The sequence below is a fragment of the Mycobacterium sp. PS03-16 genome, from assembly GCF_004570325.1.
In the GTDB taxonomy this organism is placed as follows: domain Bacteria; phylum Actinomycetota; class Actinomycetes; order Mycobacteriales; family Mycobacteriaceae; genus Mycobacterium.
This window is the reverse complement of sequence record NZ_SPQO01000003.1, coordinates 1-26,058: the sequence shown is the minus strand read 5'-3', so window position 1 is coordinate 26,058 and position 26,058 is coordinate 1. Positions and strand designations below refer to the sequence as shown.

The 26,058-nt window shown below is 70.7% G+C and carries 22 protein-coding genes and 1 pseudogene; 13 read left to right on the top strand and 10 right to left on the bottom strand.

Going from position 1 to position 26,058, the window contains the following annotated elements; all coding sequences use genetic code 11:
• Positions 1 to 134: 134 nt before the first annotated feature.
• From aceE to E4P42_RS03170, 8 genes are all read left to right on the top strand, one after another.
• On the top strand, positions 135 to 2,924 hold the full coding sequence (gene aceE / locus E4P42_RS03205; RefSeq protein WP_135122958.1) for a pyruvate dehydrogenase (acetyl-transferring), homodimeric type: 2,790 nt from the start codon (positions 135 to 137) through the stop codon (positions 2,922 to 2,924).
• An 81-nt stretch (positions 2,925 to 3,005) separates the two neighbouring features.
• Positions 3,006 to 4,292 (top strand): CdaR family transcriptional regulator, encoded by a 1,287-nt coding sequence (locus E4P42_RS03200; protein WP_135122956.1) that lies wholly within the window; start codon positions 3,006 to 3,008, stop codon positions 4,290 to 4,292.
• A 128-nt stretch (positions 4,293 to 4,420) separates the two neighbouring features.
• Positions 4,421 to 5,341 carry an ACP S-malonyltransferase gene (locus E4P42_RS03195; protein ID WP_256371141.1) on the top strand — a complete coding sequence of 307 codons (921 nt, stop codon included), beginning with the start codon at positions 4,421 to 4,423 and terminating at the stop codon, positions 5,339 to 5,341.
• Positions 5,342 to 5,409: 68 nt separating this feature from the next.
• Positions 5,410 to 5,709 carry a meromycolate extension acyl carrier protein AcpM gene (acpM, locus tag E4P42_RS03190; protein WP_135122954.1) on the top strand — a complete coding sequence of 100 codons (300 nt, stop codon included), beginning with the start codon at positions 5,410 to 5,412 and terminating at the stop codon, positions 5,707 to 5,709.
• Positions 5,706 to 6,956: a 3-oxoacyl-ACP synthase KasA gene (gene kasA / locus E4P42_RS03185; protein ID WP_135122952.1), complete on the top strand. Its 1,251-nt coding sequence runs from the start codon at positions 5,706 to 5,708 to the stop codon at positions 6,954 to 6,956. The genes acpM and kasA overlap by 4 nt, the downstream gene beginning before the upstream one ends.
• Before the next feature lie 39 nt (positions 6,957 to 6,995).
• Positions 6,996 to 8,258, top strand: coding sequence for a 3-oxoacyl-ACP synthase KasB (kasB, locus tag E4P42_RS03180; protein WP_135122950.1), 1,263 nt, complete (start codon positions 6,996 to 6,998; stop codon positions 8,256 to 8,258).
• A gap of 55 nt (positions 8,259 to 8,313) precedes the next feature.
• On the top strand, positions 8,314 to 9,735 hold the full coding sequence (locus E4P42_RS03175; protein ID WP_135122948.1) for an acyl-CoA carboxylase subunit beta: 1,422 nt from the start codon (positions 8,314 to 8,316) through the stop codon (positions 9,733 to 9,735).
• 148 nt (positions 9,736 to 9,883) lie between these two features.
• Positions 9,884 to 10,276: a heme-binding protein gene (locus E4P42_RS03170; protein ID WP_135122946.1), complete on the top strand. Its 393-nt coding sequence runs from the start codon at positions 9,884 to 9,886 to the stop codon at positions 10,274 to 10,276.
• Between the two features lie 15 nt (positions 10,277 to 10,291).
• On the opposite strand, the gene E4P42_RS03165 is transcribed toward E4P42_RS03170, so the two are convergent.
• Genes E4P42_RS03165 through E4P42_RS03150 form a run of 4 tightly spaced genes read right to left on the bottom strand, consistent with a single transcriptional unit; the run spans position 10,292 to position 15,124 of the window.
• Complete coding sequence (locus E4P42_RS03165; RefSeq protein ID WP_135122944.1) at positions 10,292 to 11,167, bottom strand: universal stress protein; 876 nt, start codon at positions 11,165 to 11,167, stop codon at positions 10,292 to 10,294.
• Positions 11,164 to 12,987, bottom strand: coding sequence for an amino acid permease (locus E4P42_RS03160; protein WP_135122942.1), 1,824 nt, complete (start codon positions 12,985 to 12,987; stop codon positions 11,164 to 11,166). Before E4P42_RS03160 ends, E4P42_RS03165 begins: the two co-directional genes overlap by 4 nt.
• Positions 12,988 to 13,016: 29 nt before the next feature.
• Complete coding sequence (locus E4P42_RS03155; protein ID WP_135122940.1) at positions 13,017 to 14,552, bottom strand: glycerol-3-phosphate dehydrogenase/oxidase; 1,536 nt, start codon at positions 14,550 to 14,552, stop codon at positions 13,017 to 13,019.
• A complete protein-coding gene (locus tag E4P42_RS03150) occupies positions 14,549 to 15,124 on the bottom strand; it encodes a TetR/AcrR family transcriptional regulator (protein WP_135122938.1) in 576 nt (191 codons plus the stop codon). The genes E4P42_RS03155 and E4P42_RS03150 overlap by 4 nt, the downstream gene beginning before the upstream one ends.
• Positions 15,125 to 15,183: 59 nt before the next feature.
• On the opposite strand from E4P42_RS03150, the gene E4P42_RS03145 reads away from it, so the two are divergent.
• On the top strand, positions 15,184 to 16,764 hold the full coding sequence (locus tag E4P42_RS03145) for an FAD-binding oxidoreductase (RefSeq protein ID WP_135123417.1): 1,581 nt from the start codon (positions 15,184 to 15,186) through the stop codon (positions 16,762 to 16,764).
• On the top strand, positions 16,761 to 17,675 hold the full coding sequence (locus E4P42_RS03140) for a diacylglycerol kinase (protein ID WP_135122936.1): 915 nt from the start codon (positions 16,761 to 16,763) through the stop codon (positions 17,673 to 17,675). The genes E4P42_RS03145 and E4P42_RS03140 overlap by 4 nt, the downstream gene beginning before the upstream one ends.
• Here the strand turns inward: E4P42_RS03140 and E4P42_RS03135 are convergent.
• The 4 genes from E4P42_RS03135 to E4P42_RS03120 form a co-directional block, all read right to left on the bottom strand.
• Positions 17,647 to 18,159, bottom strand: a complete 513-nt coding sequence (locus E4P42_RS03135) for a DUF3145 domain-containing protein (protein WP_135122934.1) — start codon at positions 18,157 to 18,159, stop codon at positions 17,647 to 17,649. The two genes, E4P42_RS03140 and E4P42_RS03135, sit on opposite strands and share 29 nt — an antisense overlap.
• Before the next feature lie 109 nt (positions 18,160 to 18,268).
• The gene (locus E4P42_RS03130) at positions 18,269 to 19,087 is read right to left on the bottom strand and encodes a serine hydrolase (protein ID WP_135122932.1); all 819 of its coding nucleotides are present in this window, start codon (positions 19,085 to 19,087) and stop codon (positions 18,269 to 18,271) included.
• An 11-nt stretch (positions 19,088 to 19,098) separates the two neighbouring features.
• Positions 19,099 to 20,166, bottom strand: coding sequence for a class I SAM-dependent methyltransferase (locus E4P42_RS03125; protein ID WP_135122930.1), 1,068 nt, complete (start codon positions 20,164 to 20,166; stop codon positions 19,099 to 19,101).
• Between the two features lie 68 nt (positions 20,167 to 20,234).
• Positions 20,235 to 21,851, bottom strand: a complete 1,617-nt coding sequence (locus tag E4P42_RS03120) for a LuxR C-terminal-related transcriptional regulator (protein ID WP_135122928.1) — start codon at positions 21,849 to 21,851, stop codon at positions 20,235 to 20,237.
• Positions 21,852 to 21,956: 105 nt separating this feature from the next.
• On the opposite strand from E4P42_RS03120, the gene E4P42_RS03115 reads away from it, so the two are divergent.
• From E4P42_RS03115 to E4P42_RS03105, 3 genes are all read left to right on the top strand, one after another.
• Positions 21,957 to 23,048, top strand: a complete 1,092-nt coding sequence (locus tag E4P42_RS03115) for an S-(hydroxymethyl)mycothiol dehydrogenase (protein ID WP_135122926.1) — start codon at positions 21,957 to 21,959, stop codon at positions 23,046 to 23,048.
• Positions 23,045 to 23,665: an MBL fold metallo-hydrolase gene (locus tag E4P42_RS03110; protein WP_135122924.1), complete on the top strand. Its 621-nt coding sequence runs from the start codon at positions 23,045 to 23,047 to the stop codon at positions 23,663 to 23,665. The genes E4P42_RS03115 and E4P42_RS03110 overlap by 4 nt, the downstream gene beginning before the upstream one ends.
• Positions 23,666 to 23,735: 70 nt before the next feature.
• Positions 23,736 to 24,824 carry an SAM-dependent methyltransferase gene (locus E4P42_RS03105; protein ID WP_135122922.1) on the top strand — a complete coding sequence of 363 codons (1,089 nt, stop codon included), beginning with the start codon at positions 23,736 to 23,738 and terminating at the stop codon, positions 24,822 to 24,824.
• A 1-nt stretch (position 24,825) separates the two neighbouring features.
• Here the strand turns inward: E4P42_RS03105 and E4P42_RS03100 are convergent, their stop codons facing one another.
• Both E4P42_RS03100 and E4P42_RS03095 read right to left on the bottom strand, forming a co-directional pair.
• A complete protein-coding gene (locus E4P42_RS03100; RefSeq protein ID WP_135122920.1) occupies positions 24,826 to 25,788 on the bottom strand; it encodes a GlxA family transcriptional regulator in 963 nt (320 codons plus the stop codon).
• Positions 25,789 to 25,862: 74 nt separating this feature from the next.
• Positions 25,863 to 26,058 (bottom strand): annotated as a pseudogene (locus E4P42_RS03095) (molecular chaperone); the annotation flags it as partial.

The window sequence follows — 26,058 nt, the reverse complement described above, 5'->3', positions numbered from 1 at the left end:
CCGCGGGAGCGCTGTTCACCCCCACCGGTGCGACGGCGCCGCGGAGAGGGAAGGATAGAGGTCACCGCGTACGCGGGGAGCCACAAACCCCCCGCCTTCGCGGCGCATTGATACCGCCTAACAAGGAGCGGAAGTTGACCACCGAGTTCGTGCGCCAGGACCTGGCCCAAAACTCCTCCACCGCAGCCGACCACGACCGGGTTCGGGTGATCCGTGAGGGTGTCGCGTCGTACCTGCCCGACATCGACCCCGAAGAGACCGGCGAGTGGCTGGAATCGTTCGACGCGTTGCTGGAGCGGTCGGGCCCGGCCCGGGCGCGCTACCTGATGCTGCGGCTGCTGGAACGCTCCGGCGAGCAGCGCGTCGCGATCCCCGCGCTGACCTCCACCGACTACGTCAACACCATCCCGACCGAGCTCGAGCCGTGGTTCCCCGGCGACGAGGACGTCGAGCGCCGCTACCGCGCGTGGATCCGCTGGAACGCGGCGATCATGGTGCACCGCGCGCAGCGCCCCGGTGTGGGCGTCGGCGGGCACATCTCCACCTACGCGTCCTCGGCGGCGCTCTACGAGGTCGGCTTCAACCACTTCTTCCGCGGTAAGAGCCATCCCGGCGGCGGCGACCAGGTGTTCATCCAGGGTCACGCCTCCCCCGGCATCTATGCCCGCGCCTTCCTCGAGGGCCGCCTCACCTCCGAGCAGATGGACGGCTTCCGCCAGGAGCACAGCCACCCCGGCGGCGGCCTCCCGTCGTACCCGCACCCGCGGCTGATGCCGGACTTCTGGGAGTTCCCGACGGTGTCGATGGGCATCGGCCCGATGAACGCGATCTACCAGGCCCGGTTCAACCACTACCTCGCCGACCGCGGCATCAAGGACACCTCCGACCAACATGTGTGGGCGTTCCTCGGCGACGGTGAGATGGACGAGCCGGAGAGCCGCGGCCTGATCCAGGTGGCCGCCAACGAAGCGCTGGACAATCTGACGTTCGTGGTCAACTGCAACCTGCAGCGCCTCGACGGACCGGTGCGCGGCAACGGCAAGATCATCCAGGAGCTGGAGTCGTTCTTCCGCGGCGCGGGCTGGAACGTCATCAAGGTGGTGTGGGGCCGCGAGTGGGATGCCCTGCTGCAAGCCGACCGCGACGGCGCCCTGGTCAACCTGATGAACACCACCCCGGACGGGGACTACCAGACCTACAAGGCCAACGACGGCGGCTACGTCCGCGACCACTTCTTCGGCCGCGACCCGCGCACCAAGGCGCTGGTGGAGAAGATGTCGGACAGCGAGATCTGGAACCTCAAGCGCGGCGGCCACGACTACCGCAAGGTCTACGCCGCCTACCGCGCGGCGATGGAGCACAAGGGTCAGCCGACGGTCATCCTGGCCAAGACCATCAAGGGCTACACGCTCGGTAAGCACTTCGAGGGCCGCAACGCCACCCACCAGATGAAAAAGCTTGCGCTGCAGGATCTGAAGGACTTCCGCGACGCTCAGCGCATCCCGATCAGCGACGAGCAGCTCGAGCAGAACCCCTACCTGCCGCCGTACTACCACCCGGGCCCCGAAGCGCCGGAGATCCGCTACATGCTCGACCGGCGCCGCGCGCTGGGTGGATTCCTGCCCGAGCGGCGCACCAAGTCCAAGGCGCTCACGCTGCCGGGCCGCGACGCCTACAAGGCGCTGAAGAAGGGCTCGGGCAAGCAGGAGGTCGCCACCACGATGGCGACGGTCCGCACGTTCAAGGAGCTGTTGCGCGACAAGAACATCGGGCACCGGATCGTGCCGATCATCCCCGACGAGGCGCGCACGTTCGGCATGGACTCGTGGTTCCCGAACCTCAAGATCTACAACCGCAACGGGCAGCTGTACACCTCTGTGGACGCCGAGCTGATGCTGGCCTACAAGGAGAGCGAAGTCGGCCAGATCCTGCACGAGGGCATCAACGAGGCCGGCTCCACCGCATCGTTCACCGCGGTGGGAACGTCGTACTCCACGCACAACGAGCCGATGATCCCGCTCTACATCTTCTATTCGATGTTCGGGTTCCAGCGCACCGGCGACTTCCTGTGGGCCGCCGCCGACCAGATGGCCCGCGGTTTCGTGCTCGGCGCGACCGCCGGGCGCACCACGCTGGTCGGTGAGGGGCTGCAGCACGCCGACGGGCATTCGCTGCTGCTGGCCGCGACCAACCCGGCGGTGGTGGCCTACGACCCGGCGTTCGCCTACGAGATCGCCTACATCATCGAATCCGGCCTGGCTCGCATGTACGGGGAGAACCCGGAGAACGTCTACTTCTACATGACGATCTACAACGAGCCCTACAAGCAGCCGGCCGAACCGGAGAACCTCGACGTCGAGGGTCTGCTGCGCGGGATGTACCTCTACCAGCCTGCGCCGGAGGGCAAGTCGCACCGGGCCCAGATCCTGGTCTCCGGTGTCGGCATGCCGTCGGCACTGCGGGCGGCCGAACTGCTCGCCGACGAGTGGGACGTGGCCGCCGACGTGTGGTCGGTGACCAGCTGGGGTGAACTCAACCGCGACGGTGTGGAGATCGAGAAGCAGCGACTGCGCCACCCGGACCAGCCGGCGGGCACGCCGTACGTCACGCAGGCGCTGGCCGACGCGCCCGGCCCGGTGGTGGCCGTCTCGGACTGGATGCGCGCGGTACCCGAGCAGATCCGGCCGTGGGTGCCCGGCACCTACATCACGCTGGGCACCGACGGCTTCGGGTTCTCCGACACCCGTCCGGCTGCCCGCCGCTACTACAACACCGACGGCGAGTCGGTGGCGGTCGCGGTGCTCGAGGGCCTGGCCCGCGACGGCAACATCGACATCTCGGTGGCCGTCGAGGCCGCCAAGCGCTACGAGATCGACGATGTGATGGCGGCGCCGGAGCAGACCTCGGATCCCGGCGTGGCCTGATCCGAGCCGAGCGGGCCCCAACGGGCCCGCTCGGTGGGCTCCTTGGAGGAACCCACCAGATCGGAGGCGTAGCTTTTAGATATGCCCGACAACCGGTACGTGCCGCCCGCGTCGACGGTCGAGGTGCTGCAGACAGTGCCGGACTCCGTGCTGCGGCGGCTCAAGCAGTTCTCCGGGCAGCTGGCCACCCAGGCGGTGCGCGTCATGGAGGAACGGCTGCCGTTCTTCGCCGGGCTCGAGGCGTCGCAGCGGGCCAGCGTGCAGCTCGTCGTGCAGGCCGCGGTGGTCAACTTCGTGGAATGGATGCGCGACCCGCGCAGCGACGTCAGCTACACCGCGCAGGCCTTCGAGGTGGTGCCCCAGGACCTGCGGCGGCGCATCGCGCTGCGCCAGTCGGTGGAGATGGTGCGGATCACCATGGAGTTCTTCGAGGAGGTGGTGCCGCTGCTGGCCCGCTCGGAGGACCAGTTGACGGCGCTGACCGCGGGCATCCTGCGCTACAGCCGGGACCTGGCGTTCGCGGCCGCCACCGCCTACGCCGATCAGGCCGAGGCGCGCGGCGCCTGGGACACCCGCATGGAGGCCAACCTCATCGACGCCGTCGTGCGCGGCGACATCGGGCCGGAACTGCAGTCGCAGGCCGCCGCGCTGAACTGGGACGCGACCGCGCCTGCCACGGTCATCGTCGGGCTGCCCCACCCGGACCGCATGGATCTGGCGTCCGACGACGTGCGCGACGTGGTGAACCGCAACAACCGGGCGGCGCTGTCCGATGTGCACGGCACCTGGCTGGTCGCCATCGTCTCGGGCCCGCTGTCGGTGACCGACCGGTTCCTCACCGAACTGGTCAGCGTGTTCGCCGACGGTCCGGTGGTGCTCGGACCGACCGCACCGACGCTGGCCGCCGCCCACCGCAGCGCCACGGAGGCGATCGCGGGCATGAACGCGGTGGCCGGGTGGAGCCTCGCGCCGCGCCCGGTGTCGGCGCGCGAGCTGCTGCCCGAGCGGGCGCTGCTCGGTGACACCACGGCCATCGCCGCGCTCGATTCCGAGGTGATGCGGCCGCTGAGCGACGCGGGCCCGGCACTGACCGAGACCCTCGACGCCTATTTGGACTCCGGCGGGGCCATCGAGGCGTGCGCACGCAAACTGTTCGTTCATCCAAACACCGTCCGCTACCGGCTCAAACGCATCGCCGACTTCACCGGCCGCGATCCCACCCTGCCGCGCGACGCGTACGTGCTCCGGGTGGCCGTGACGGTGGGACGGCTCAACAGCAAGGCCAACCTGCCAGGTCCGGTAGCCCGGCCGTCCCCGCCGGCCGGCCCGGCGCGTGCGGCCGTCCCGGCACCACCGCGTCAGCTGTAACAGATTGCGGCCAGGTGTCGATGCTGTCGCATCACATGCTCTTTTGTGGACTGTCTACAAAAACATAAGACAAGGTTCATAATCTCTTACACGGCGCGAAGTCGTCTTCACAGTGTTCTCTTAGAGACGTGCCTCAAGGACTCATTGCGCTGCTCGCGCCCGGACAGGGTTCGCAGACGCCGGGCATGCTCGAGCCGTGGCTCGAACTCCCCGGCGCGGCCGACCGCCTGGCCGCCTGGTCGGAGATCAGCGGCCTTGACCTCGTCCGGCTCGGCACCACCGCGACGGCCGAGGAGATCACCGACACCGCGGTGACCCAGCCGCTGGTCGTCGCCGCCACGCTGCTCGCCCACGACGAACTGACCCGCCGTGAGCTGCTGGCCGGACGGGACACCGTCGTGGCCGGCCACTCCGTCGGTGAGATCGCCGCCTACGCGATCGCCGGCGTCATCACCTCGGACGACGCGATCAAGCTGGCCGCCACCCGCGGCGCCGAGATGGCCAAGGCCTGCGCGGTCGAGCCCACCGGCATGGCCGCCGTGCTCGGCGGCGACGAGGCCGAGGTACTGGCCCGCCTCGAGGCGCTGGACCTGGTGCCGGCCAACCGCAACGCCGCCGGCCAGATCGTCGCCGCCGGTGCGGTGTCCGCACTCGACAAGCTCGCCGAGGATCCGCCGGCCAAGGCGCGGGTCCGTAAGCTGGCGACCGCCGGGGCGTTCCACACCCGGTACATGGCCTCGGCCCTGGACGGGTACGCCGCCGCGGCCAACGCGGTGACCCCGGCCGAGCCGACCGCCACGCTGCTCAGCAACGCCGACGGGCAGCCGGTCTCGTCGGGCGCCGACGCCATGGAGAAGCTGGTGGCCCAGCTGACCCGGCCGGTGCGCTGGGATCTGTGCACCGCGACCATGCGGGAGCGCCAGGTGGCCGCCCTCGTCGAGTTCCCGCCGGCCGGCACGCTGGTCGGCATCGCCAAGCGGGAGCTGAAGGGCACGCCGACGCACGCCGTCAAAGCCCCCGCGGACCTGGACGGACTCGCGTCGCTCTAGTCCGCCCGGATCCACACCACATCGATCGTCACATCAACGAAGTAACAACCGAGATAGAAGGAGCCATCGTGCCCGCCACTCAGGAAGAAATCATCGCCGGTCTCGCCGAGATCATCGAAGAGGTCACCGGTATCGAGCCGTCCGAGGTCACCCCGGAGAAGAGCTTCGTCGACGACCTGGACATCGACTCGCTGTCGATGGTCGAGATCGCCGTGCAGACCGAGGACAAGTACGGCGTGAAGATCCCCGACGAGGACCTCGCGGGCCTGCGCACCGTCGGTGACGTCGTCGCCTACATCCAGAAGCTCGAGGAAGAGAACCCCGAGGCCGCGGCTGCGCTGCGCGAGAAGTTTGCGACCGACCAGTGACCCGACCTTCCACTGCTAACGGCGGTTTCCCCAACGTCGTCGTGACCGCCGTCACGGCGACCACGTCGATCGCGGCGGACATCGAGAGCACGTGGAAGGGCCTGCTCGCCGGCGAGAGCGGTATCCGCGTCCTCGAGGACGAGTTCGTCACCAAGTGGGACCTCCCGGTCCGCATCGGTGGTCACCTCGTCGACGCGATCGACGACCACATGACCCGGCTGGACATGCGGCGTATGTCGTACGTCCAGCGCATGGCCAAGTTCCTCGGTGGCCAGCTGTGGGAGACCGCGGGTACGCCCGAGGTCGACCCGGACCGCTTCGCGGTCGTGGTCGGTACCGGTCTCGGCGGCGGCGAGAAGATCGTCGAGACGTACGACGCGATGAATGAGGGCGGCCCCCGCAAGGTGTCGCCGCTGGCCGTGCAGATGATCATGCCCAACGGCGCGGCCGCGGTGATCGGTCTGCAGCTCGGCGCCCGCGCCGGGGTCATCACCCCGGTGTCGGCCTGCTCGTCGGGTTCGGAGGCCATCGCCCACGGCTGGCGTCAGATCGTCATGGGTGACGCCGACATCGCCGTGGTCGGCGGTGTCGAGGGCGGTATCGAGGCGCTGCCGATCGCGGCGTTCTCGATGATGCGGGCCATGTCGACCCGCAACGACAACCCGGAAGGGGCGTCGCGGCCGTTCGACAAGAACCGCGACGGTTTCGTGTTCGGCGAGGCGGGCGCGCTCATGGTCATCGAGACCGAGGAGCACGCCCTGGCCCGCGGCGCCAAGCCGCTGGCCCGCCTGATGGGCGCGGGCATCACCTCCGACGCGTTCCACATGGTCGCCCCGGCGGCCGACGGACTGCGCGCCGGTCAGGCGATGAAGCGGGCGATGGAGACCGCGGGGCTCGACCCCAAGGACATCAACCACGTCAACGCCCACGCCACGGCCACCCCGATCGGCGACACCGCGGAGGCCAACGCCATCCGCGTCGCCGGTGTGGAGCACGCCGCGGTGTACGCGCCGAAGTCGGCGCTCGGCCACTCCATCGGTGCGGTCGGTGCGCTCGAGTCGATCCTGACGGTGCTGGCGCTGCGCGACGGCGTCATCCCGCCGACCCTCAACTACGAGACGCCCGATCCCGAGATCGATCTCGATGTCGTTGCAGGCGAGCCACGGTACGGCGACTTCCAGTACGCCATCAACAACTCGTTCGGATTCGGTGGCCACAATGTGGCCCTGGCCTTCGGTCGTTACTGACATCCGACCGGGCAGCGGGAAAGAAAGTACGGAGCAGTAATGGCGGGGTCAGCAAGGCTCTCGACAGGGAACGGTTTCCCCAACGTGGTCGTCACCGGCGTTGCCATGACGACTGCGTTGGCCACCGACGCCGAGACCACCTGGCAGCGTCTGCTCGACGGGCAGAGCGGCATCCGCCGTCTGGAGGATCCGTTCGTCGAGGAGTACGACCTGCCGGTCCGCATCGGCGGCCATCTGCTGGAGGACTTCGACGGTGAGCTGACGCGGGTCGAACTGCGCCGGTTGTCGTACCTGCAGAAGATGTCGACCGTGTTGTCGCGCCGGGTCTGGGAGAACGCCGGGAACCCGGAGGTCGACCCCCGCCGGCTGATGGTGTCGATCGGCACCGGCATGGGCTCCACCGAGGAGCTCGTGTTCAGCTACGACGGTATGCGGCAGAAGGGCCTGCGGGCCGTCTCTCCGCTCGCCGTGCAGATGTACATGCCCAACGCGGCGGCTGCCGCGGTGGGTCTGGAGCGCAAGGCCCGGGCCGGGGTCATCACCCCGGTCTCGGCCTGCGCCTCCGGTTCCGAGGGCATCGCCCAGGCCTGGCGCAACATCGTGCTGGGTGAGGCCGACATGGCGATCTGCGGCGGTGTCGAGACCAGGATCGAGGCGGTGCCGATCGCCGGCTTCGCCCAGATGCGCATCGTGCTGTCCACCACCAACGACGATCCGGCCGGCGCGTGCCGCCCGTTCGACAAGGACCGCAACGGCTTCGTGTTCGGCGAGGCCGGTGCGCTGATGATCATCGAGACCGAGGAGCACGCCAAGGCGCGCGGCGCGACGATCCTGGCCCGCATCATGGGCGCCAGCGTCACCTCGGACGGCTACCACATCGTGGCGCCCGACCCCAACGGCGAACAGGCCGGCTGGGCGATGACGCGCGCGATTCAACTCGCCGGGCTGCAGCCCAGCGACATCGACCACGTGAACGCGCACGCCACCGGCACCAGTGTCGGTGACGTCGCCGAGGGTAAGGCGATCAACAACGCCATGGGCGGGCACAAGCCCGCCGTGTACGCGCCGAAGGGCGCGCTGGGACATTCGGTCGGCGCCGTGGGCGCGGTCGAATCGATCCTGACGGTGCTGGCGCTGCGCAACGGCGTCATCCCGCCCACCCTCAACCTCAAGAACCTGGATCCGGAGATCGACCTCGACGTCGTCGCAGGCTCTCCGCGGCCCGGAAACTACCAGTACGCCATCAACAATTCGTTCGGATTCGGTGGGCACAACGTCGCGCTCGCCTTCGGGAAGTACTGACAACCCCCACTTCTCGAAGGTCAGCCGACATCGGAACGGGCATAGGAGGAATTGGATGACGATCATGGCCCCCGAGGCTGTCGGCGAGACGCTCGACCCCCGCGACCCGCTGTTGCGCCTGCGCACATTCTTCGACGACGGCAGCGTCGAGCTGCTGCACGAGCGGGACCGCTCGGGTGTGCTGGCCGCGGCCGGCACCGTCAACGGTGTGCGCACCGTGGCCTTCTGCACCGACGGCACCGTGATGGGCGGCGCCATGGGCATCGAAGGCTGCCGCCACATCGTGAACGCCTATGACACCGCCATCGAGGAGCAGAGCCCGATCGTGGGGATCTGGCACTCCGGCGGCGCCCGGCTCGCCGAAGGCGTCAAGGCGCTGCACGCCGTCGGCCTGGTCTTCGAGGCCATGATCCGCGCGTCCGGTTACATCCCGCAGATCTCGGTGGTCGTCGGCTTCGCCGCCGGCGGCGCGGCCTACGGCCCGGCGCTGACCGACGTGATCGTCATGGCCCCCGACAGCAAGGTCTTCGTCACCGGCCCCGACGTGGTGCGCAGCGTCACCGGCGAGGACGTCGACATGGTGTCGCTCGGCGGCCCCGAGGCCCACCACAAGAAGTCGGGCGTGTGCCACATCGTCGCCGACGACGAGCTCGACGCCTACGAGCGCGGCCGCCGCCTGGTCGGCCTGTTCTGCCAGCAGGGCCATTTCGACCGCACCAAGGCCGAGGCCGGTGACACCGACCTGACCGCGCTGCTGCCCGACTCGGCCCGCCGCGCCTACGACGTGCACCCGCTGGTCAACGCGCTGCTCGATGAGGGGACCCCGTTCGAGGAGTTCCAGGCCAAGTGGGCGCCGTCGATGGTGGTCGGCCTGGGCCGGCTGGCCGGGCGCTCCGTCGGTGTGCTGGCCAACAACCCGCTGCGCCTCGGTGGCTGCCTGAACTCCGAGAGTGCGGAGAAGGCGGCGCGGTTCGTGCGGCTGTGCGACGCGTTCGGCATCCCGCTCGTGGTCGTGGTCGACGTCCCCGGCTACCTGCCCGGTGTGGACCAGGAGTGGGGCGGCGTGGTGCGCCGCGGCGCCAAGCTGCTGCACGCGTTCGGTGAAGCCACCGTTCCGCGGGTCACGCTGGTCACCCGCAAGATCTACGGCGGCGCGTACATCGCGATGAACTCGCGGTCGCTGGGCGCCACCAAGGTGTTCGCGTGGCCCGACGCCGAGGTCGCCGTGATGGGCGCCAAGGCCGCGGTCGGCATCCTGCACAAGAAGAAGCTGGCCGCCGCCGCGCCGGAGGAGCGCGAGGCGCTGCACGAGCAGCTGGCCGCCGAGCACGAGAAGATCGCCGGCGGAGTGGATTCGGCCATCGAGATCGGCGTGGTGGACGAGAAGATCGACCCCTCGCACACCCGCAGCAAGGTCACCCAGGCCCTGGCCGAGGCGCCCGCCCGCCGCGGTCGCCACAAGAACATCCCGCTGTAAGCCGCACAGCGCAGAACACTTCAGAAGTCCCCGGCACGCCGTCCGCGTGCCGGGGATTTCTGCGTCTGCCCAGCACGCGCGCTCGTTGCGCGTAACGTGGCCGGTGGTGTCGGGGAGTGGATCACCGCCAACATCAAGGGGTTTTCGAATGTTCACATCTGGCATTGCCGCGCGTCGCGGACTGGGCGGCGCTGTAGTGACCGGCGCCCTGCTGGGGCTCGCCTCCGCCACCATCGCCCTGCCGACGGCCGCCGCGCAGCCGCAGTGCACCGCAGCGGGATTGAGCAGCACACTGGGTTCCGTCTCCGCCCAGACCGGCCAGTACCTCAGCAGCCATCCCGGCGCGAACGACGTCATCACCAACGCCGGCGCGCAGGGTGCAGGCGGTGAGGCCGCGATCCGGAACTACTTCGTCGCGCATCCCCAGGAGTGGGCGGATCTGCAACGGATCGCGCAGCCGCTGCGCGCGCTGCGGCAGCAGTGCCAGGTCGACGTGGCACCGGCCGACATCGCGCGGTTGTACGACGCGATGGCGTCATAGGCCGTCGGGCCCGGGTCAGCGCCTGGGCACGATCATCACCGGAACGGGACTGTGCCGCAGGATCTTCGCGGCGGCCGAACCGAGGAAGACCTGCGCTGTCGGGCCGGCCGCACCCGAACCCAGCAGCAGCAGGTCGCCCGGCTCCCACGCGACGTCCTCGACGGCTCCGCGCCAGTCGTGCGACACCCCCACCACGATCTCCACGTCGGCGGCGACGGACACGCGGACGTCGTCGAGCTGCCGGGCGACCTCGTCGGCGGTGCGCCGCGACCACTGCTCGACGACCAGGCGCTCCGCCGACGGTTCGATGGACCCGCTGAACACCGCGACCGGGCGTACCGAGAACGACGCGATCCGCAGCCGGACCGACCACCGCTCGGCGAGCTCGGCCGCGGTCTCGATCACCCGGCCCAGATCGGCGTGGCCACCGTAGGCAACGGTCAGCCGGCCGATCGGGTGCCGGCTCGGCGGGTAACTGCGCGGGGCGATCGCCACCGGCACCGCCGCGGTGTGCACCATCCGGTCGGTCACGCTGCCCAGCGCCACCCGGCCCAACAGACCCGAGGAGGACGAGCCGACCACCACGGCCTCGGCGCGGTGATGGGCGGCCAGTTCGGTCAGGCCGGCGGGCACCGACGTCGCCCGGTGCACCACCACCGACACCTCGACGTCGCCGGCGAGCCCGCCGACCACCCGCTCGAGCGATGTCCGCGCCGCAGCGGTCACGTAGTCGAGGTATTCGTCCTCGACCGGGTCGCCGCGCGGCGGCCACGGCCGCTCGACGACCGCTGCCGCGATGACCGGGGTGCGCGCGGACCGGGCCAGTTCGGCGGCCAGGTGCAACGGTGCGCTCCCCTGCCGGCTCGCGCTGAACCCGGCGACGATGGTCATGGCGCGGCCTGCGCGGCCCCGACCGGGGTGGCCACGACGTGGGTCACCGGGACCTTGTGCTGGGCGCGGGCCCGGTCCACGACGTCGAACCGGTGCCACACCGAGTGCTCGGGCGGCAGCGTCGAGATGACGATCTGGTCGGGGTCGAACTCGCTGACCGCGGTGCTCAGCGCCCGCAGCGGCCGCTGGTCCCCGAGCCGGCCGTCGGCGTGGAAGTTCCCGGAGCGCAACGCGTTCAGCGTGTTCTCCAACCGGGCTGTCGCGGCCTTCTGCGTGGCGTCGGCGACGTCGAGCGGCCCGTGGGTGGCGGCCGCCCCGGTCTCGATGGGGCTCGCCGGCACCACGACGAAGTAGCGGGTGTCCTGGTCGGCGCCGATGCGGCGCAGTTCGTCGAGCAGTTCGGTCGAGTCGACGGTCTGGTTGGCCAGCACCAGCACCCGGTGCGGAGTGCCGGTGGCGCTGACGCCCTCTGGGGTCGGCCGGCGTTTGACGAACCACTTGTTCGCGGCGAACAGCACCAGCACCACACCCCACGACACCAGGCTCAGCACCAGCTGCGAGCGCAGACTCGAGTCGAGGAACATCTGCACCAGGATCGCGAAGATCGCCAGCGCGGTGAGGATCGACAGCACGGGGAACAGCCACATCTTCACGCGCAGTTCGGAATCAGGGGTGCGCCTGCGCAAGATGATCTGGGAGACCGCGATCAGCAGGTAGACGAACAGGATGACCGCGCCGCTGGAGTTGAGCAGGAACGCGAAGATCGTCTCCTCGGCGACCGCGGCGGCGATCACGCACAGGAAGCCGACCACCGAGGACGCCAGGATCGCGATCGCCGGCACCCCGCGCCGGGTCACCCGGACCAGTGACGGGGGGGCCTCACGGCGCGCGGCCAGCACGAACAGCATCCGGGACGCGGTGTACATGCCGGAGTTGAGGCAGCTCAGCACCGCGGTGAGCACCACCGCGTTCATGATGTGGTCGGCGTACGGGATGCCCATCTCGGTGAACGCCGCGACGAACGGCGACGCCGCGAGCCCCTCGTTGTTCCACGGCAGGATGGTCACCACCAGCAGCACCGACCCGACGTAGAAGAGCAGGATGCGCACGATCACCGAGTTGGCGGCCTTGGCCACCGCCCGTTCGGGATCCGATGATTCGGCCGCGGCGATGGTGGCGATCTCCGCGCCGACCATCGAGAAGATGACGGTCACGATGCCGACCGTGATGACCGAGAAGCCCATCGGCATGAACCCGCCGTTGTCGACCAGGTTCGAGAAGTCGGCCGACTTGCCGGGCCACAGTCCCAGGACGTAGCACGCGCCGATGGCGATGAACGCCAGGATCGCCGCGACCTTGATGCCGGCGAACCAGAACTCGAACTCGCCGTAGGACTTCACCGAGAACAGGTTGGTCGCGGTCATCAGCACCATGAAGATCAGCGCGCACAGCCACAGCGGGATGTCGATCCAGTACTGCACGATCTTCGCCCCGGCGATCGCCTCGAATCCGACGACGATGACCCAGAAGTACCAGTACAGCCAGCCGACCGAGAAGCCCGCCCAGTCGCCGAGCGCGTCGCGCGAGTAGTCGGCGAACGATCCCGTCGAGGGTTTGGCCACCGCCATCTCGGCGAGCATGCGCATCACCATGATGATGAGGACGCCGCTCATCGCGTAGGTGAGGAATGCGCCGGGTCCGGTGTCGCCGATGACGACTCCGGAGCCGACGAACAAGCCGGCGCCGATCACGCCGCCGATCGCGATCATCCGCAGTTGGCGCTGGTTGAGCGCCTTTTTGAGGGTGGGTGCTGCACTCATCCGGATGGACTACCCGATTGTGATCTCTGTCACTCCACCAGGGCGGCCATGATTTCCCGTGCGGCGGGCAACGCCCGGTCGCGGTCGGCCGCCACCAGCCCGATGCGGGTGCGGCGGTCCAGGACGTCGTCGGCGCTCAGCGCGCCCTCGTGGGTGACGGCGTACTCGAATTCGGCGCGGATGACGTCCATTCCGTCGGCCACCGGGTCGGTGGGCCGCGGGCAGCGCGCCGCGGCGAGCACGTGGGACGCCTCGGCGCCGAAGCGGGCGACCAGTGACGGCGGCAGCGGCGCCGGCGGCGGTCCGGCCCACACCGGGTTGGCCGGCGCGCCGACCAGCGGCAGGTCCCGGGTGCGGCACGGGCCCGCGGTCAGCCCGCGCACCGCGACGGCGCGGTCGAGCACGTCTTCGGCCATGTAGCGGTATTCGGTGAGTTTGCCGCCGATGACGCTGAGGACGCCCGACGGGGATTCGGTGACCGCGTGGTCGCGCGAGATGTCGGCGGTGCGGCCGGCGCCGGTGTCGATCAGCGGGCGCAGGCCGGCGTAGGCGCCGCGGACGTCGCCGGGGGTGAGGCGGGTGGCCAGCGCGGTGTTCACGGTGTCGAGCAGGAACGTGATCTCGGCGGGCGACGGTTGCGGTTCGTCGGGGATCGGCCCGGGGGCGTCCTCATCGGTCAACCCGAGGTAGACCCGGCCCAGCTGTTCGGGCATCGCGAACACGAAGCGGTTGAGTTCGCCGGGAATCGGGATGGTCAGCGCCGCAGCGGGGTTGCCGAACGCGGCGGCGTCGAACACCAGATGCGTTCCCCGCGACGGGCGCAGGCGCAGCGACGGGTCGACGTCGCCGGCCCACACACCGGCCGCGTTGATCACCGCGCGGGCCGACACGTCGAACGATTCGCCGGTGCGCTGGTCGGTGAGCCGGGCCGAGGTCGCCGTCGCGGCCGACGCGCTCACCCGGGTGAGGATGCGGGCGCCGTGCTGGGCGGCGGTGCGGGCGACGGCGGTGACCAGCCGGGCGTCGTCGATCAGCTGACCGTCGTAGGCCAGATACCCCCCGGCCAACCCGTCGCGCCGGACGGCGGGAACCAGCTCGGCGGCCCGCGCGGCACCGACCCGTCCGGAGCGCGGCAGCGTCGCGCCCGGGGTGCCGGCCAGCCGGCGCAGCCCGTCCCCGGCCAGGAAGCCGGCGCGCACCAGCGTGCGGGCGGGCCTGCCCATCTCGGGGAGCAGCGGCACCAGCTGGGGCATCGCCGAGACGAGGTGAGGTGCGTTGCGGGTCATCAGGATTCCGCGTTCGGTGGCACTGCGGCGGGCGATGCCGACGTTGCCGCTGGCGAGATAGCGCAGCCCGCCGTGCACCAGCTTCGAACTCCACCGGCTGGTGCCGAAGGCCAGATCGTGCTTCTCCACCAGCGCCACGGTCAGACCGCGGGTCGCGGCGTCGAGCGCGATGCCGGCCCCGGTGATGCCACCGCCGATCACCAGCACGTCGAGCGGGGCGCCGTCGGCGAGCGCGGTCAGTTCGGCGGCGCGGCGGCCGGCGTGCAGGGCGGCCCTCACGGTCGCAGGTACCCGTCGAGCGAACGGCGCAGCTCCACCGACAGGGTGTTGGCGTCGAGCAACGGAGCGACCATCTGCGCGGACTGGATGGTGGACTGGGTGATCAGCAGGCACATGGCCGCGAGCTGGCGCGGTTCGCCGGCGCGCACGCTGCCGTCGTCCTGGGCGACTTCGATCTCCTCGGCCAGGGCGTCGATGAGGATCTGCTGGCTGGTGCCCAGCCGCCGGCTGATGTAGACCATCGCGAATTCCGGGGCGCTGTGGATCACCGATCCGACGATCTCGTCGGTGCGCAGTCGCTCCCCCACCTGCACGATGCGGTCGACCAGCGCTGCCCTGCCGCCCCCGGCGCTCGGCACGTCGTCGAGCACGCCGGTGATGCGGGCGGTCAGCAGCGCGGCGAGCACCGCGTCGGTGTCCCGCCAGCGGCGGTAGATCGTGGGCCGGCTGACCCGGGCCCGGCGGGCGATCTCGGCCAGCGTCACGCGGCCGACCCCGTAGGTGACCACGCAGGCCGCAGCGGCGTCGAGGATCCGCTCCTCGACCGACCGGTCATTACGGATTGACAGCATGTGTAATACTGTAACGCATGTCCGCTTCGAGTGAGCACTCCACCGCCCTGCTGCCGCCGATGAAGTGGGACGCCTGGGGCGATCCGGCCGCCGCGAAACCGCTGTCGGACGGCATCCGATCCCTGCTCGAGCAGGCGCTCGGTGTCGGTGAGGGGATGACACCGAGCCTCGCGCTGGAGGAGGTGGCCGTCTGCCCGTCGGCGCTGGCCGACGCCGACCGCGCGGCGCTGGCGGGGATCGTCGGGGCGGAGTACTGCCGGACCGACGACGTCGGCCGGCTGTTGCACGCCGGCGGGAAATCGACTCCGGATCTGCTGCGCCGCCGCGACCGCCGCCCACAGGACGCCCCGGACGCCGTGCTGCTGCCCGGCGACGAGGATCAGGTCGCCGCGATCCTCGCGCACTGCAGTGCCCAGCGGATCGCGGTGGTGCCGTTCGGCGGCGGCACCAGCGTGGTCGGCGGGCTCGACCCCGTCCGCGGTGAGTTCTCCGCGGTGGTGTCGCTTGACCTGCGCCGGTTCGACCGGTTGCACCGGCTCGACGAGGAGTCCGGCGAGGCGGAGTTCGGCGCCGGGGTCACCGGACCGGAGGCCGAGCGACTGCTCGGCGAACGCGGGTTCTCGCTCGGGCACTTCCCGCAGAGTTTCTGCTTCGCCACCATCGGCGGGTTCGCCGCGACCCGGTCCTCGGGTCAGGACTCCGCCGGGTACGGGCGCTTCGATGACATGGTGCGCGGCCTGCGGGCCGTCACCCCGGCCGGCGTCCTCGATCTCGGCCGGGCGCCCGCGTCGGCCGCCGGCCCCGATCTGCGGCAGCTGATCGTCGGCTCAGAGGGGGTGTTCGGCGTCATCACCCGGGTCCGGGTGCGCGTGCACCGGGTGCCGGAAGCCACCCGATACGAGGCCTGGTCGTTCCCCGACTTCGCCACCGGCGCGGCGGCGCTGCGCGCCGTCACCCAGACCGGCACCGGCCCGACCGTGATCCGGCTGTCCGACGAGGCCGAAACCGGCGTCAATCTGGCCACCACCGAGAGCATCGGCGAACAGCGCATCACCGGGGGCTGCCTGGCGGTCACCGTGTTCGAGGGCACGCCCGCGCACGCCGAGAGCCGCCACGCCGAAACCCGCGCGGTCCTCACCGCACACGGCGGCACGTCGCTGGGCGAGGAGCCCGCACGGGCGTGGGAGCACGGCCGGTTCGGGGCGCCGTACCTGCGCGACGCGCTGCTGTCGGCCGGTGCGCTGTGCGAAACGCTCGAGACGGCCACCACCTGGTCGAACGTCGCGGCGCTCAAGGCCGCCGTCACCGAGGCGCTCACCACCGCGCTCGGCCGGTCCGGCACTCCCGCGCTGGTGCTGTGCCACATCTCGCACGTCTACCCCACCGGCGCCTCGCTGTACTTCACCGTCGTCGCCGGGCAGCGCGGCAACCCGATCGAGCAGTGGCGCGCGGCGAAGGCCGCCGCCTCGGAGGCGATGATGCGCGCCGGCGGCACCATCACCCACCACCACGCCGTCGGCGCGGATCACCGGCCGTGGATGGTCGAGGAGGTCGGCGAGCTGGGCGTGGAGATCCTGCGCGCGGTGAAGGCCCGCCTCGACCCGGCCGGAATCCTCAACCCGGGCAAGCTCATTCCATGATCGGCCGGGTCACCATGCTGACCAACCCGGCGTCCGGGCACGGCAGCGCCCCGCACGCCGCCGAACGCGCGGTCGCCCAACTGCACCGGCGCGCGGTGGACGTCGTCGCGATCGCCGGCACCGACGCCGACCATGCGCGCCGGCTGGTCGAGGGTGCGCTCGAGCGCGGGATGGACGCGCTGGTGGTGGTCGGCGGCGACGGCATCATCTCGCTGGCGCTGCAGGTGCTCGCCGGCACCGACATCCCGCTGGGCATCATCCCGGCGGGCACCGGCAACGACCACGCCCGCGCCTTCGGCATCCCGGCGCGCGACCCCGAAGCGGCGGCCGACGTGGTGGTCGACGGCGTCGCCGACACGGTCGACCTCGGCCGGATCCGCGGGGCGGACGGCACCGACCGGTGGTTCGGCACGGTGATGGCGGCGGGCTTCGACTCGCTGGTCACCGACCGCACCAACAGGATGACCTGGCCGCACGGGCGCATGCGCTACAACCTCGCGATGGTCGCCGAGCTCTCCAAACTCCGGTTGTTGCCGTTCCGGCTGAGCTTCGACGGCGAGGTGGTCGAGACCGAGCTGACGCTGGCCGCGTTCGGCAACACCCGCAGTTACGGCGGCGGCATGCTGATCTGCCCGGACGCCGATCCGACCGACGGGCTCCTCGACGCCACCATGGTGGCGTCGGCATCGCGCAGCAGACTGATCCGGCTGTTTCCGACGGTGTTCAAGGGCACCCACGTTCACCTCGACGAGGTCCGCACCGCGCGGGCGCGCACGATCACTGTCGACTCACCCGGCATCAACGCATACGCCGACGGCGAATACGTCTGTCCGCTGCCGGTCGAGGTGTCCGCGGTGCCGGACGCCTTGCGCGTCCTCAGACCTATCCGACTCCGCGGGACAGCCAGCTGACCTCCGCGCCCGCGCCGCCGTCGCGGTAGGGCTCGAGCGCCTCGTCCCAGGCGGTGCCCAGAACGGTGTCGAGTTCGGCGGCCAGCACGTCGGCGCCCGAGGCCATCAGCGCGCGCAGCCGCATCTCCCCGACCATGATGTCGCCGTTGGCGCCCATGGCGCCGCTCCACAGCCCGAGCTGCGGGGTGTGGCACCAGCGGTGGCCGTCCACTCCAGGGCTGGGATCCTCGGTCACCTCGAAGCGCAGCACCGACCACGAGCGCAACGCATTGGCCAACTGGGCGCCGGTACCGACCGGCCCCACCCAGTTGGTGACGGCCCGCAGCTGCCCGGGCATGGCGGGCTGCGGGGTCCACTTCAAGTTGGCGCGCGCCGACAGGGTCGACGACAACGCCCACTCGACATGTGGGCACACCGCCGCGGGTGAGGCGTGCACGTACACCACGCCTGTCGTCGCGTCGGCGAACTGGTTCGACGCACGCATCTGCTGCTCCTTCGGCTCCACGAGGGACGTCTTCCCCAACGGCCTGCGAGAATCCGAAATTACAGCTGTGTCGTGCGTGTCTATTGTGCCTTGTGAGGCGGGTGTTGCGCTAGTGTGCCGCGAATTCTCTCAGGACTCCATCAGAGACGGCGGGCCACACGTCATACGCCCAGTCGCCGAAATCCCGGTCGGTCAGCACGACGAGCGCCACGCCGGCCTGCGGATCGGCCCACAGGAAGGTCCCCGACTGGCCGAAGTGCCCGAAGGTGCGCGGGGAGTTGGCCGCGCCCGTCCAGTGCGGCGACTTGCGGCCGCGGATCTCGAAACCCAGCCCCCAATCGTTGGGCCGCTGCACGCCGAAACCGGGTAGCACCCCGTCGACGCCCGGGAACTGCGCGCTGGTCGCGTCGTCGTGCATCGGCTGGGAGACCAGCCGCGGCGTCAACAGGTCGGCGGCGAACGCGCTCAAGTCGGCCACCGTGGAGTACGCGCCGTAGCCGGCCGCCTCCGTTCCGCCGTCGAGCGTGCTGTCGGACATGCCGAGCGGCTCGAACACCGCCTCGCCGAGGTACCGGCCGAAGTCGATGCCCGAGGCCTCCTGCAGCGTCTCGGCCAGCACGGTGAAGCCGTAGTTGGAGTACACCCGCCGCTCACCCGGTGAGGCCATCGTGTCGGCCGAGTGCATCGAGTAGCCGGCGGTGTGCGCAAGCAGGTGGCGCACCGTGGACCCCGGCGGGCCCGCCTCGGTGTCCAGGTCGACGGCGCCCTCCTCGACCGCGATCTGCGCGGCACGGGCGACCAGCGGTTTGGTCACCGACGCGAGCCGGAACCGGTGGGTGGTGTCGCCGTGGTCGGCGAGGATACCGGCCGGCCCGACCACCGCCGCGGCGGCGGTGCGGACCGGCCAGTCTGCGATCTGTGCCAGCACGCGACGGAATGTTACTTCCGGCAGATGTAGTAGAAGTTCAACGGATCGGTGTCGATCTCGCGGACGTCCACCTCGGTGAAGCCGGCATCGGCCAGCATCGAGGTGGCCAACTGCCTGCCCCAGCAGGTACCCAGCCCGGCGCCGTCGAGGCCCAGCGACACGCTCATGCAGTGCATCGTCGACACGGTGTACAGGTACGCCGCCATCGGCACGCCGACGTTGTCCTCGAGCCGGCTGGACGCCTTGATGTCGACCATCAGCAGCACCCCGCCGGGCCGCAGCGCACGGTGGATGTTGGCCAGGACCTGCGCGGGCTGGGCCTGATCGTGGATCGCGTCGAACACCGTGATCACGTCGTAGGCGTCGGTGACGTCCAGCGCGGCGACATCCTGTGCGATGAACGACGCGTTGGTCAGGCCGAGGCGGTGCGCCTCGGTGCGCGCGGCGTGCAGGCCCTCCTCGGAGAAGTCGATGCCGGTGAACCGGCTGGCCGGGAAGGCCTGGGCCATCACGTTGATGGCATGCCCACTGCCACAGCCGATGTCGGCGACGTCGGCGCCGGCGGTCAAGCGGGCGGGCAGGCCCTCGGCCATCGGCAGGATGGTGTCGACCAGCGAGGCGTCGAACACCTCGCCGCTCTCCTCGGCCATCAGCGTGTGGAAGCGCGGGTAGGCGCTGTAGGGCAGGCCGCCACCGGTGCGGAAGCACTGCACGATCTTCTGTTCCACCTCACCGAGCAGCGGGATGAACTGGGCGACCCGGGCCAGGTTGTCCGGACCGGCCGCGCGGGTGAGGACGGCGGCGTGCGCGGGCGGCAGCGCGTAAGTCTGGGTCGCTGCGTCGTACTCGACGACGCCCGCGGTCGCGATACCGCCGAGCCACTCCCGCACGTAGCGTTCGTTGAGCCCGGCGGCGTCGGCGATTTGGGTGCTGGTCGCCGACGGGAGGCCGGCCATGGTGTCGAACAGACCGGTCTGATGGCCGATCGAGAGCAGGATCGCCACGCTCGCGCTGTCGATCGCCGCGACGATGCGCCCGGCGAATTCCTCGGTGGCAGTGGTGTCGTCAATGGTGGTCATGCCCGGAAACCTAACCGGGCGAAGGGGTCCGGCGGATGCGGTGAATGATGTATTTCCCCGCGCGGCGTCTACACGATGTTGTGCTGATGGGCCCACGCGACCGCGGCGGTGCGGGAGGACACCTGCAGTTTGATGTAGATGTTGGCCAGATGCCGGCCGACCGTCTTCTCACTGATGAACAACTGCTCGGCGAGTTGACGGTTGCTGGCGCCGCCGGCGGCGATCCGGCGCAGGATGTCGGTCTCCCGTCTGGTCAGGCCGCCGGGGGCGGGGTTGCCGCACACCGCCGACGACTCGATGCCCAGTTGGGCGTAGATGCTCTCGGCGGTCGCCGCGTCCGCGGCGGCGGTCGCCTCGTCGCCGAGGGCCCGGTGCGCCAGGGCCATCCACTCGTACACCTCGGCCGTCTCCAACCGTGACTGCTGGGTGCGATACTCGCGCAGCGCCGTACCGAGCCGCTCCAGCGCCTCGGCGTACTGCCCGCGCTGGACGCACAGCGCCCCGCGGGCGTGCGCTGCCCATGCCCGGAAACCCGGCGTCCCGAACACCGCGGCACCCTCCTCGAGTTCGCGGCAGTGTTGCTCGGCCTCGTCGAACTGTGACCGGGCGAGCGCGAGCTCGACGGCGGCGCGCAGCAACCGCATCCGGTCGAGCCGCCCCTCACCGGCGAGCGCCACCCGCAGGTCGGTCCACGCCGCCTGACTCTGCCCCTGCCGGCAGCGCAGCAGCGCCTCACCCGGTTGCGGTTCCACCCCGAGGGCGCGGGCCCTGGCGTACGCGGCGAAGGCGCCGTCGGCGTCGCCACGCCGCCGGCGCACCTCGCCGAGCTGATAGAAGCCCTCGCCGGCCGCCCAGGAGTTCACGCTCTCCAGCGCCTGGCTGGCCGCGGCCAGCTGGTCCTCGAGGCTTCCGTAGTCGTCGGTGGCGGCGCGCACCTGCAGCCGGTGCACATCGCACACCCCGCCGTAGGTGTCGGAACCGGCCAGCGCGCACCACCGCTCCATCGACCGCACCCAGGCCCGCATCCTCGGCAGGTCGGCCACCTTGTGGCACACGGTCAGCACGATGCAGTAGATGTCACCCGCCCAGTCGATCGGCACGTCGTCGGCCAGCAGCGGCAGCATCACCTCGTCGAGCAGGCCGCCGGCGTCGGCCATCCGCCCGGCGTACACGGCGTCGATGGCCTCGGCGACCATCGCCAGCGCGGTGAGTGCGGGCACGTCGAACCGCGCGCTGGCCGCCCGTAGCTCAGCGACCCGCGCCGCGACCGCCTCGAAGTCGTTGGACAGCACCGCGAAGATCACGTCGAGGTAGGTCAGGTAGCCCTGCGCCGGGCTGTCGGGCGCGCCCTCCAGCAGCCGGCGCGCCCGGTTCATCCAGCCGGCGGCGATGTTCAGGTCGCCGCGGGTCAGCCAGGTGAGGGCGACGTCGATCGCCTTCATCGCCGCGGCGTCGGGGTCGGTGCGCACCAACTGGCTGAACACCCGCTCGGCGACGCGGACCGCCTCCTTCGCCTCCCCGATCCGCCAGGCCGCCACCGACAGCGCGTCGAGGTCGTCGACGCTCAGCGGTGCCACCGCGCTGGCGCGCACGAAGCCGGAGTAGGAGCCGTGCCAGTCGCGGCGGGCGTGGGCGGCGCGGGCGGCGAGCAGCACCTCGGTGTGGGCGTCTGTGAGCGCGGTCATGTCGTTCGGTCCCTCCCTGGAATGGACCCGTTGCCGAGCATTTTCGCCCGCTGCGGCGGCTGCGGCCAGCGTTCCGACAATCCGGCGAGGCATTAGGGTTCAGGCATGAGTCAGACAGTGCGCGGTGTGATTTCTCGAACCAAGCAACAGCCCGTCGAGGTGGTGGAGATCGTGATCCCGGATCCGGGCCCGGGTGAGGTGGTGGTCGAGGTGATCGCGTGCGGGGTGTGTCACACCGACCTGACGTATCGCGAGGGCGGGATCAACGACGAGTTCCCGTTCCTGTTGGGCCATGAGGCCGCCGGCACCGTGGAGGCGGTCGGCGAGGGTGTGGTCAACGTCGCCCCGGGGGATTTCGTGATCCTGAACTGGCGGGCGGTGTGCGGGCAGTGCCGGGCGTGTAAGCGGGGCCGACCGCATCTGTGTTTCGACACCCACAACGCCGCGCAGAAGATGACGCTGACCGACGGCACCGAACTGACCCCCGCGCTGGGCATCGGCGCCTTCGCCGACAAGACCCTGGTCCACGAGGGCCAGTGCACGAAGGTCGACGCGGGCGCCGACCCCGCGGTCGCCGGCCTGCTGGGCTGTGGAGTGATGGCCGGGATCGGGGCGGCCATCAACACCGGCGCGGTGAATCGTGATGACACGGTCGCGGTGATCGGCTGCGGCGGGGTCGGCGATGCCGCGATCGCCGGGGCCGCGCTGGTCGGGGCGCGCAGGATCATCGCCGTCGACACCGACGACACCAAACTGCAGTGGGCGCGGGAGTTCGGCGCCACCGACACCATCAACGCCCGCACCGTCGATGACGTCGTCACCGCGATTCAGGACCTCACCGACGGGTTCGGCACCGATGTGGTCATCGACGCCGTCGGGCGCCCCGAGACCTGGAAGCAGGCCTTCTACGCCCGGGATCTCGCCGGCACCGTGGTGCTGGTCGGTGTCCCGACCCCCGACATGCGCCTGGAGATGCCGCTGATCGACTTCTTCTCCCGCGGCGGGGCGCTCAAATCGTCCTGGTACGGCGACTGCCTGCCCGAACGTGACTTCCCCACCCTGATCAGCCTCTACCTGCAGGGCCGGCTGCCGCTGGAGAAGTTCGTCTCCGAACGCATCGGCCTCGACGCCATCGAAGACGCCTTCCACAAGATGCACGCCGGTGAGGTGCTGCGCTCGGTGGTGGTGTTCAAGTGAGCATCGAACGGGTGGTCACCCACGGCACCTTCGAACTCGACGGCGGCAGTTGGGAAGTCGACAACAACATCTGGGTCGTCGGCGACGACTCGGAGGTGATCGTCTTCGACGCCGCCCACGACGCCGCACCGATCGTGATGGCGGTCGGCGGCCGCAACGTGGTGGCGGTGATCTGCACGCACGGCCACAACGACCACGTGACGGTGGCGCCGGAACTCGGCGCCGCGCTGGACGCACCGGTGCTGCTGCACCCCGCCGACGACGTGCTGTGGCAGATGACGCACCCCGACAAGACCTTCCGGGCGGTCGAGGACGGCGCGACGCTGCGCGCAGGCAGCGTGGAGTTGCGGGCGCTGCACACGCCCGGCCACTCCCCCGGGTCGGTGTGCTGGTACGCCCCGGACCTGGGCGCGGTGTTCTCCGGCGACACGCTGTTCCAGGGCGGCCCGGGCGCGACGGGCCGCTCGTACTCGGACTTCCCGACCATCCTCGAGTCGATCTCCGGGCGGCTCGGCACGCTGCCCGGCGAGACGGTCGTCTACACCGGCCACGGCGACACCACCACCGTCGGCGACGAGATCGTCCACTATGACGATTGGGTGGCCAGAGGCCACTAGGTTTCCCGCGCGCGACCATCCTCCGGCGGTTACCGTCGGAGGTGGGTCGTCGCGACGAAGGGTCCCGATCGTGCGTGAGTCCAGTGTGGTGGTCCGCCCGGAGCCACCGGACAGCGGTTCGTACACCGCCAATTCGCGGTTGCGTGCGGCCGGCCTGCGTCCGGCCATCGCGCTGTTCGAGGACGCCGCGCGGCGGGTGCCGCTGCCCCGGCCGCCGCAGCCGATCGTGATCGCGGATTACGGCGCCGCCACCGGGCACAATTCGCTGCTGCCGATCTGCGCGGCGCTCACCGTGGTACGAGCTCGCACCACCGCCGAGCATTCGGTGCTGGTGACCCACACCGATGTGCCCGACAACGACTTCACCGCGATGTTCCGCACGCTGACCGAGGATCCGGACTCCTACCTGCAGAAGGACAACGCATCGTTCGCCTCGGCGGTCGGGCGCTCGTTCTACTCCCAGATCCTGCCGTCCAACAGCGTCAACCTGGGCTGGTCGTCGTGGGCGGTGCAGTGGCTGAGCCACGTACCCGCACCCGTCCCCGACCACGTGCACGTGTCCGGCACCGCCGACGAGGCCGTCCGCGCCGCCTACGCCCGCCAGGCCGCGCACGACTGGCACGAGTTCATCGCCTTCCGCGGACGGGAACTGTGCCCGGGCGGGAGGTTGGTGGTGATGACGATGGCGGTCGCCGACGACGGGGAGACCGGCTTCCGGCCGCTGCTGGCGGCGCTGATGGACGCCCTGGACGAGCTCACCGGCAGCGGTTTGGTCCGCGACGACGAGCGGCAGCGGATGACCATCCCCACCGTCGGCCGCCGCGGTGCGGACTTCCTGGCGCCCTTCGCGCCGTCGGGCCGGTTCGAACGGCTCGAGATCGAGCACCTCGAGGTCTTCGACGGCGAGGACCGCTTCCACGACCAGTACCGGAAAGACAAGGACGCGAACGCGTTCGGTGCCCAGTGGGCCGGGTTCGCCCGCGCCGCGGTGTTCCCCACCCTGCTTGCCGCGCTGACCTGCGGACCGGCCGATCCGCGCGCCGGCGAGATCGCCGACCGGCTCGAAGCCGGTATCGGCGCCCGGCTGGGCGCCGCACCGGAACCGACGCGTCTGCCGCTGGCACACGTGGTGCTGCACAAGCGCCCGAAGCCGCGGTGAGTCAGCCGGCGGCGCGGTCGCGAAACGTGTTGCGGTAGTTAACCGGTGGCACACCGGTCAATCGGCGGAACTGTTCGCGGAAATTCGCCGGCGAGCTGAACCCGACCTCCCGGCCGATCCGTTCGACGCCGTAGGACGTCGTCTCCAGCAGCTGCTGGGCGTGGCGGACCCGCACCCCGGTCAACCACTGCATCGGGGTCTGCCCCGTCTCGGCCTGGAACCGGCGGTTGAGGGTTCGCACGCTCAGCGCGGCGTAGCGGGCGATGTCGGCGAGCGTGAGATCCCGGTGGGCTTCCTGTTCGATCCACGCCAGCACGTCATCGAGTTCGGTCCGCTCCGCCAGCCGGCGGGCGCCGGCGCGGTTGCGCACGATGAACTGGGCCTGGCCGCCGCTGCGGTGCAGCGGCGCCACCGCCATCCGGGCCGCGTCCGCGGCCACGGCCGCACCGTGATCGCTCGCCACCATGTGCAGGCACAGGTCCAGCCCCGCCGACGCGCCGGCCGACGTGAGGATCTGCCCCTCGTCGACATAGAGCACGTCGGGGTCGAGGTGCACCGCCGGGAAGGCCGCCCGGAACGCGTCGGCGGCCAGCCAGTGCGTGGTGGCCCGCCGGCCGTCGAGCAGACCGGCCGCGGCCAGGGTGAAGGCGCCCGTGCAGATGGAGGCGACGCGGACGCCGGCCGCGTACGCCCCGCGCAGGACATCGAGCACGCCGTCCGGTGGGGGCAGCACGATGTCGTCGCGGCCCGGCACCACGACGGTGTCCGCGCCGGCCAGCGCGTCGAGCCCGAGGTCGGTCCCGATGCGCAGCGGGCCGGCGGTCACCTCGGGCGCCGTGCCGCACACCCGCACCTCGTAACCCCGTGCGCCACCGGCCAATCGGACCCGACCGAACACCTCGACAGCAGTGGCGAGGTCGAAGGCGATGGTGTCCGGCAGCGCCAGCACCGCGACGGTGTGCATGGACGCACCGTAGCAGCGCGGTGGCAAATAACTGCTCTATCGCCAGGATATTGCCAACAACCGCGCGGCGTTGGTCAGGTGCCGAGCCCCGGTGGGGCGGGGACGAACGGCAGCCCCGGGATGGTCGGGTACGGCAGCGTGGGGATCACCGGCGGCGGCGGCGCCTCGCTGGTGGGTGGCGGCGCTTCGCTGGTGGGCGGCGGTGGCGGTGGCGCCTCGCTGGTCGGCGGCGGTGGGGGCGGCGGCGCCTCGCTGGTCGGCGGCGGTGGC

Bases quoted from the DNA above. Each gene is read 5' to 3' on its own strand.
- E4P42_RS03175 (WP_135122948.1), top strand. From the start codon at position 8,314: ATGACGATCATGGCCCCCGAGGCTGTCGGCGAGACGCTCGACCCCCGC.
- E4P42_RS03170 (WP_135122946.1), top strand. From the start codon at position 9,884: ATGTTCACATCTGGCATTGCCGCGCGTCGCGGACTGGGCGGCGCTGTA.
- E4P42_RS03145 (WP_135123417.1), top strand. From the start codon at position 15,184: ATGAAGTGGGACGCCTGGGGCGATCCGGCCGCCGCGAAACCGCTGTCG.
- kasB (WP_135122950.1), top strand. From the start codon at position 6,996: ATGGCGGGGTCAGCAAGGCTCTCGACAGGGAACGGTTTCCCCAACGTG.
- E4P42_RS03160 (WP_135122942.1), bottom strand. From the start codon at position 12,987: ATGAGTGCAGCACCCACCCTCAAAAAGGCGCTCAACCAGCGCCAACTG.
- E4P42_RS03135 (WP_135122934.1), bottom strand. From the start codon at position 18,159: ATGCGTGCGTCGAACCAGTTCGCCGACGCGACGACAGGCGTGGTGTAC.
- E4P42_RS03120 (WP_135122928.1), bottom strand. From the start codon at position 21,851: ATGACCGCGCTCACAGACGCCCACACCGAGGTGCTGCTCGCCGCCCGC.
- E4P42_RS03140 (WP_135122936.1), top strand. From the start codon at position 16,761: ATGATCGGCCGGGTCACCATGCTGACCAACCCGGCGTCCGGGCACGGC.
- E4P42_RS03125 (WP_135122930.1), bottom strand. From the start codon at position 20,166: ATGACCACCATTGACGACACCACTGCCACCGAGGAATTCGCCGGGCGC.
- E4P42_RS03150 (WP_135122938.1), bottom strand. From the start codon at position 15,124: ATGCTGTCAATCCGTAATGACCGGTCGGTCGAGGAGCGGATCCTCGAC.
- E4P42_RS03165 (WP_135122944.1), bottom strand. From the start codon at position 11,167: ATGACCATCGTCGCCGGGTTCAGCGCGAGCCGGCAGGGGAGCGCACCG.
- E4P42_RS03100 (WP_135122920.1), bottom strand. From the start codon at position 25,788: ATGCACACCGTCGCGGTGCTGGCGCTGCCGGACACCATCGCCTTCGAC.
- E4P42_RS03200 (WP_135122956.1), top strand. From the start codon at position 3,006: ATGCCCGACAACCGGTACGTGCCGCCCGCGTCGACGGTCGAGGTGCTG.
- E4P42_RS03115 (WP_135122926.1), top strand. From the start codon at position 21,957: ATGAGTCAGACAGTGCGCGGTGTGATTTCTCGAACCAAGCAACAGCCC.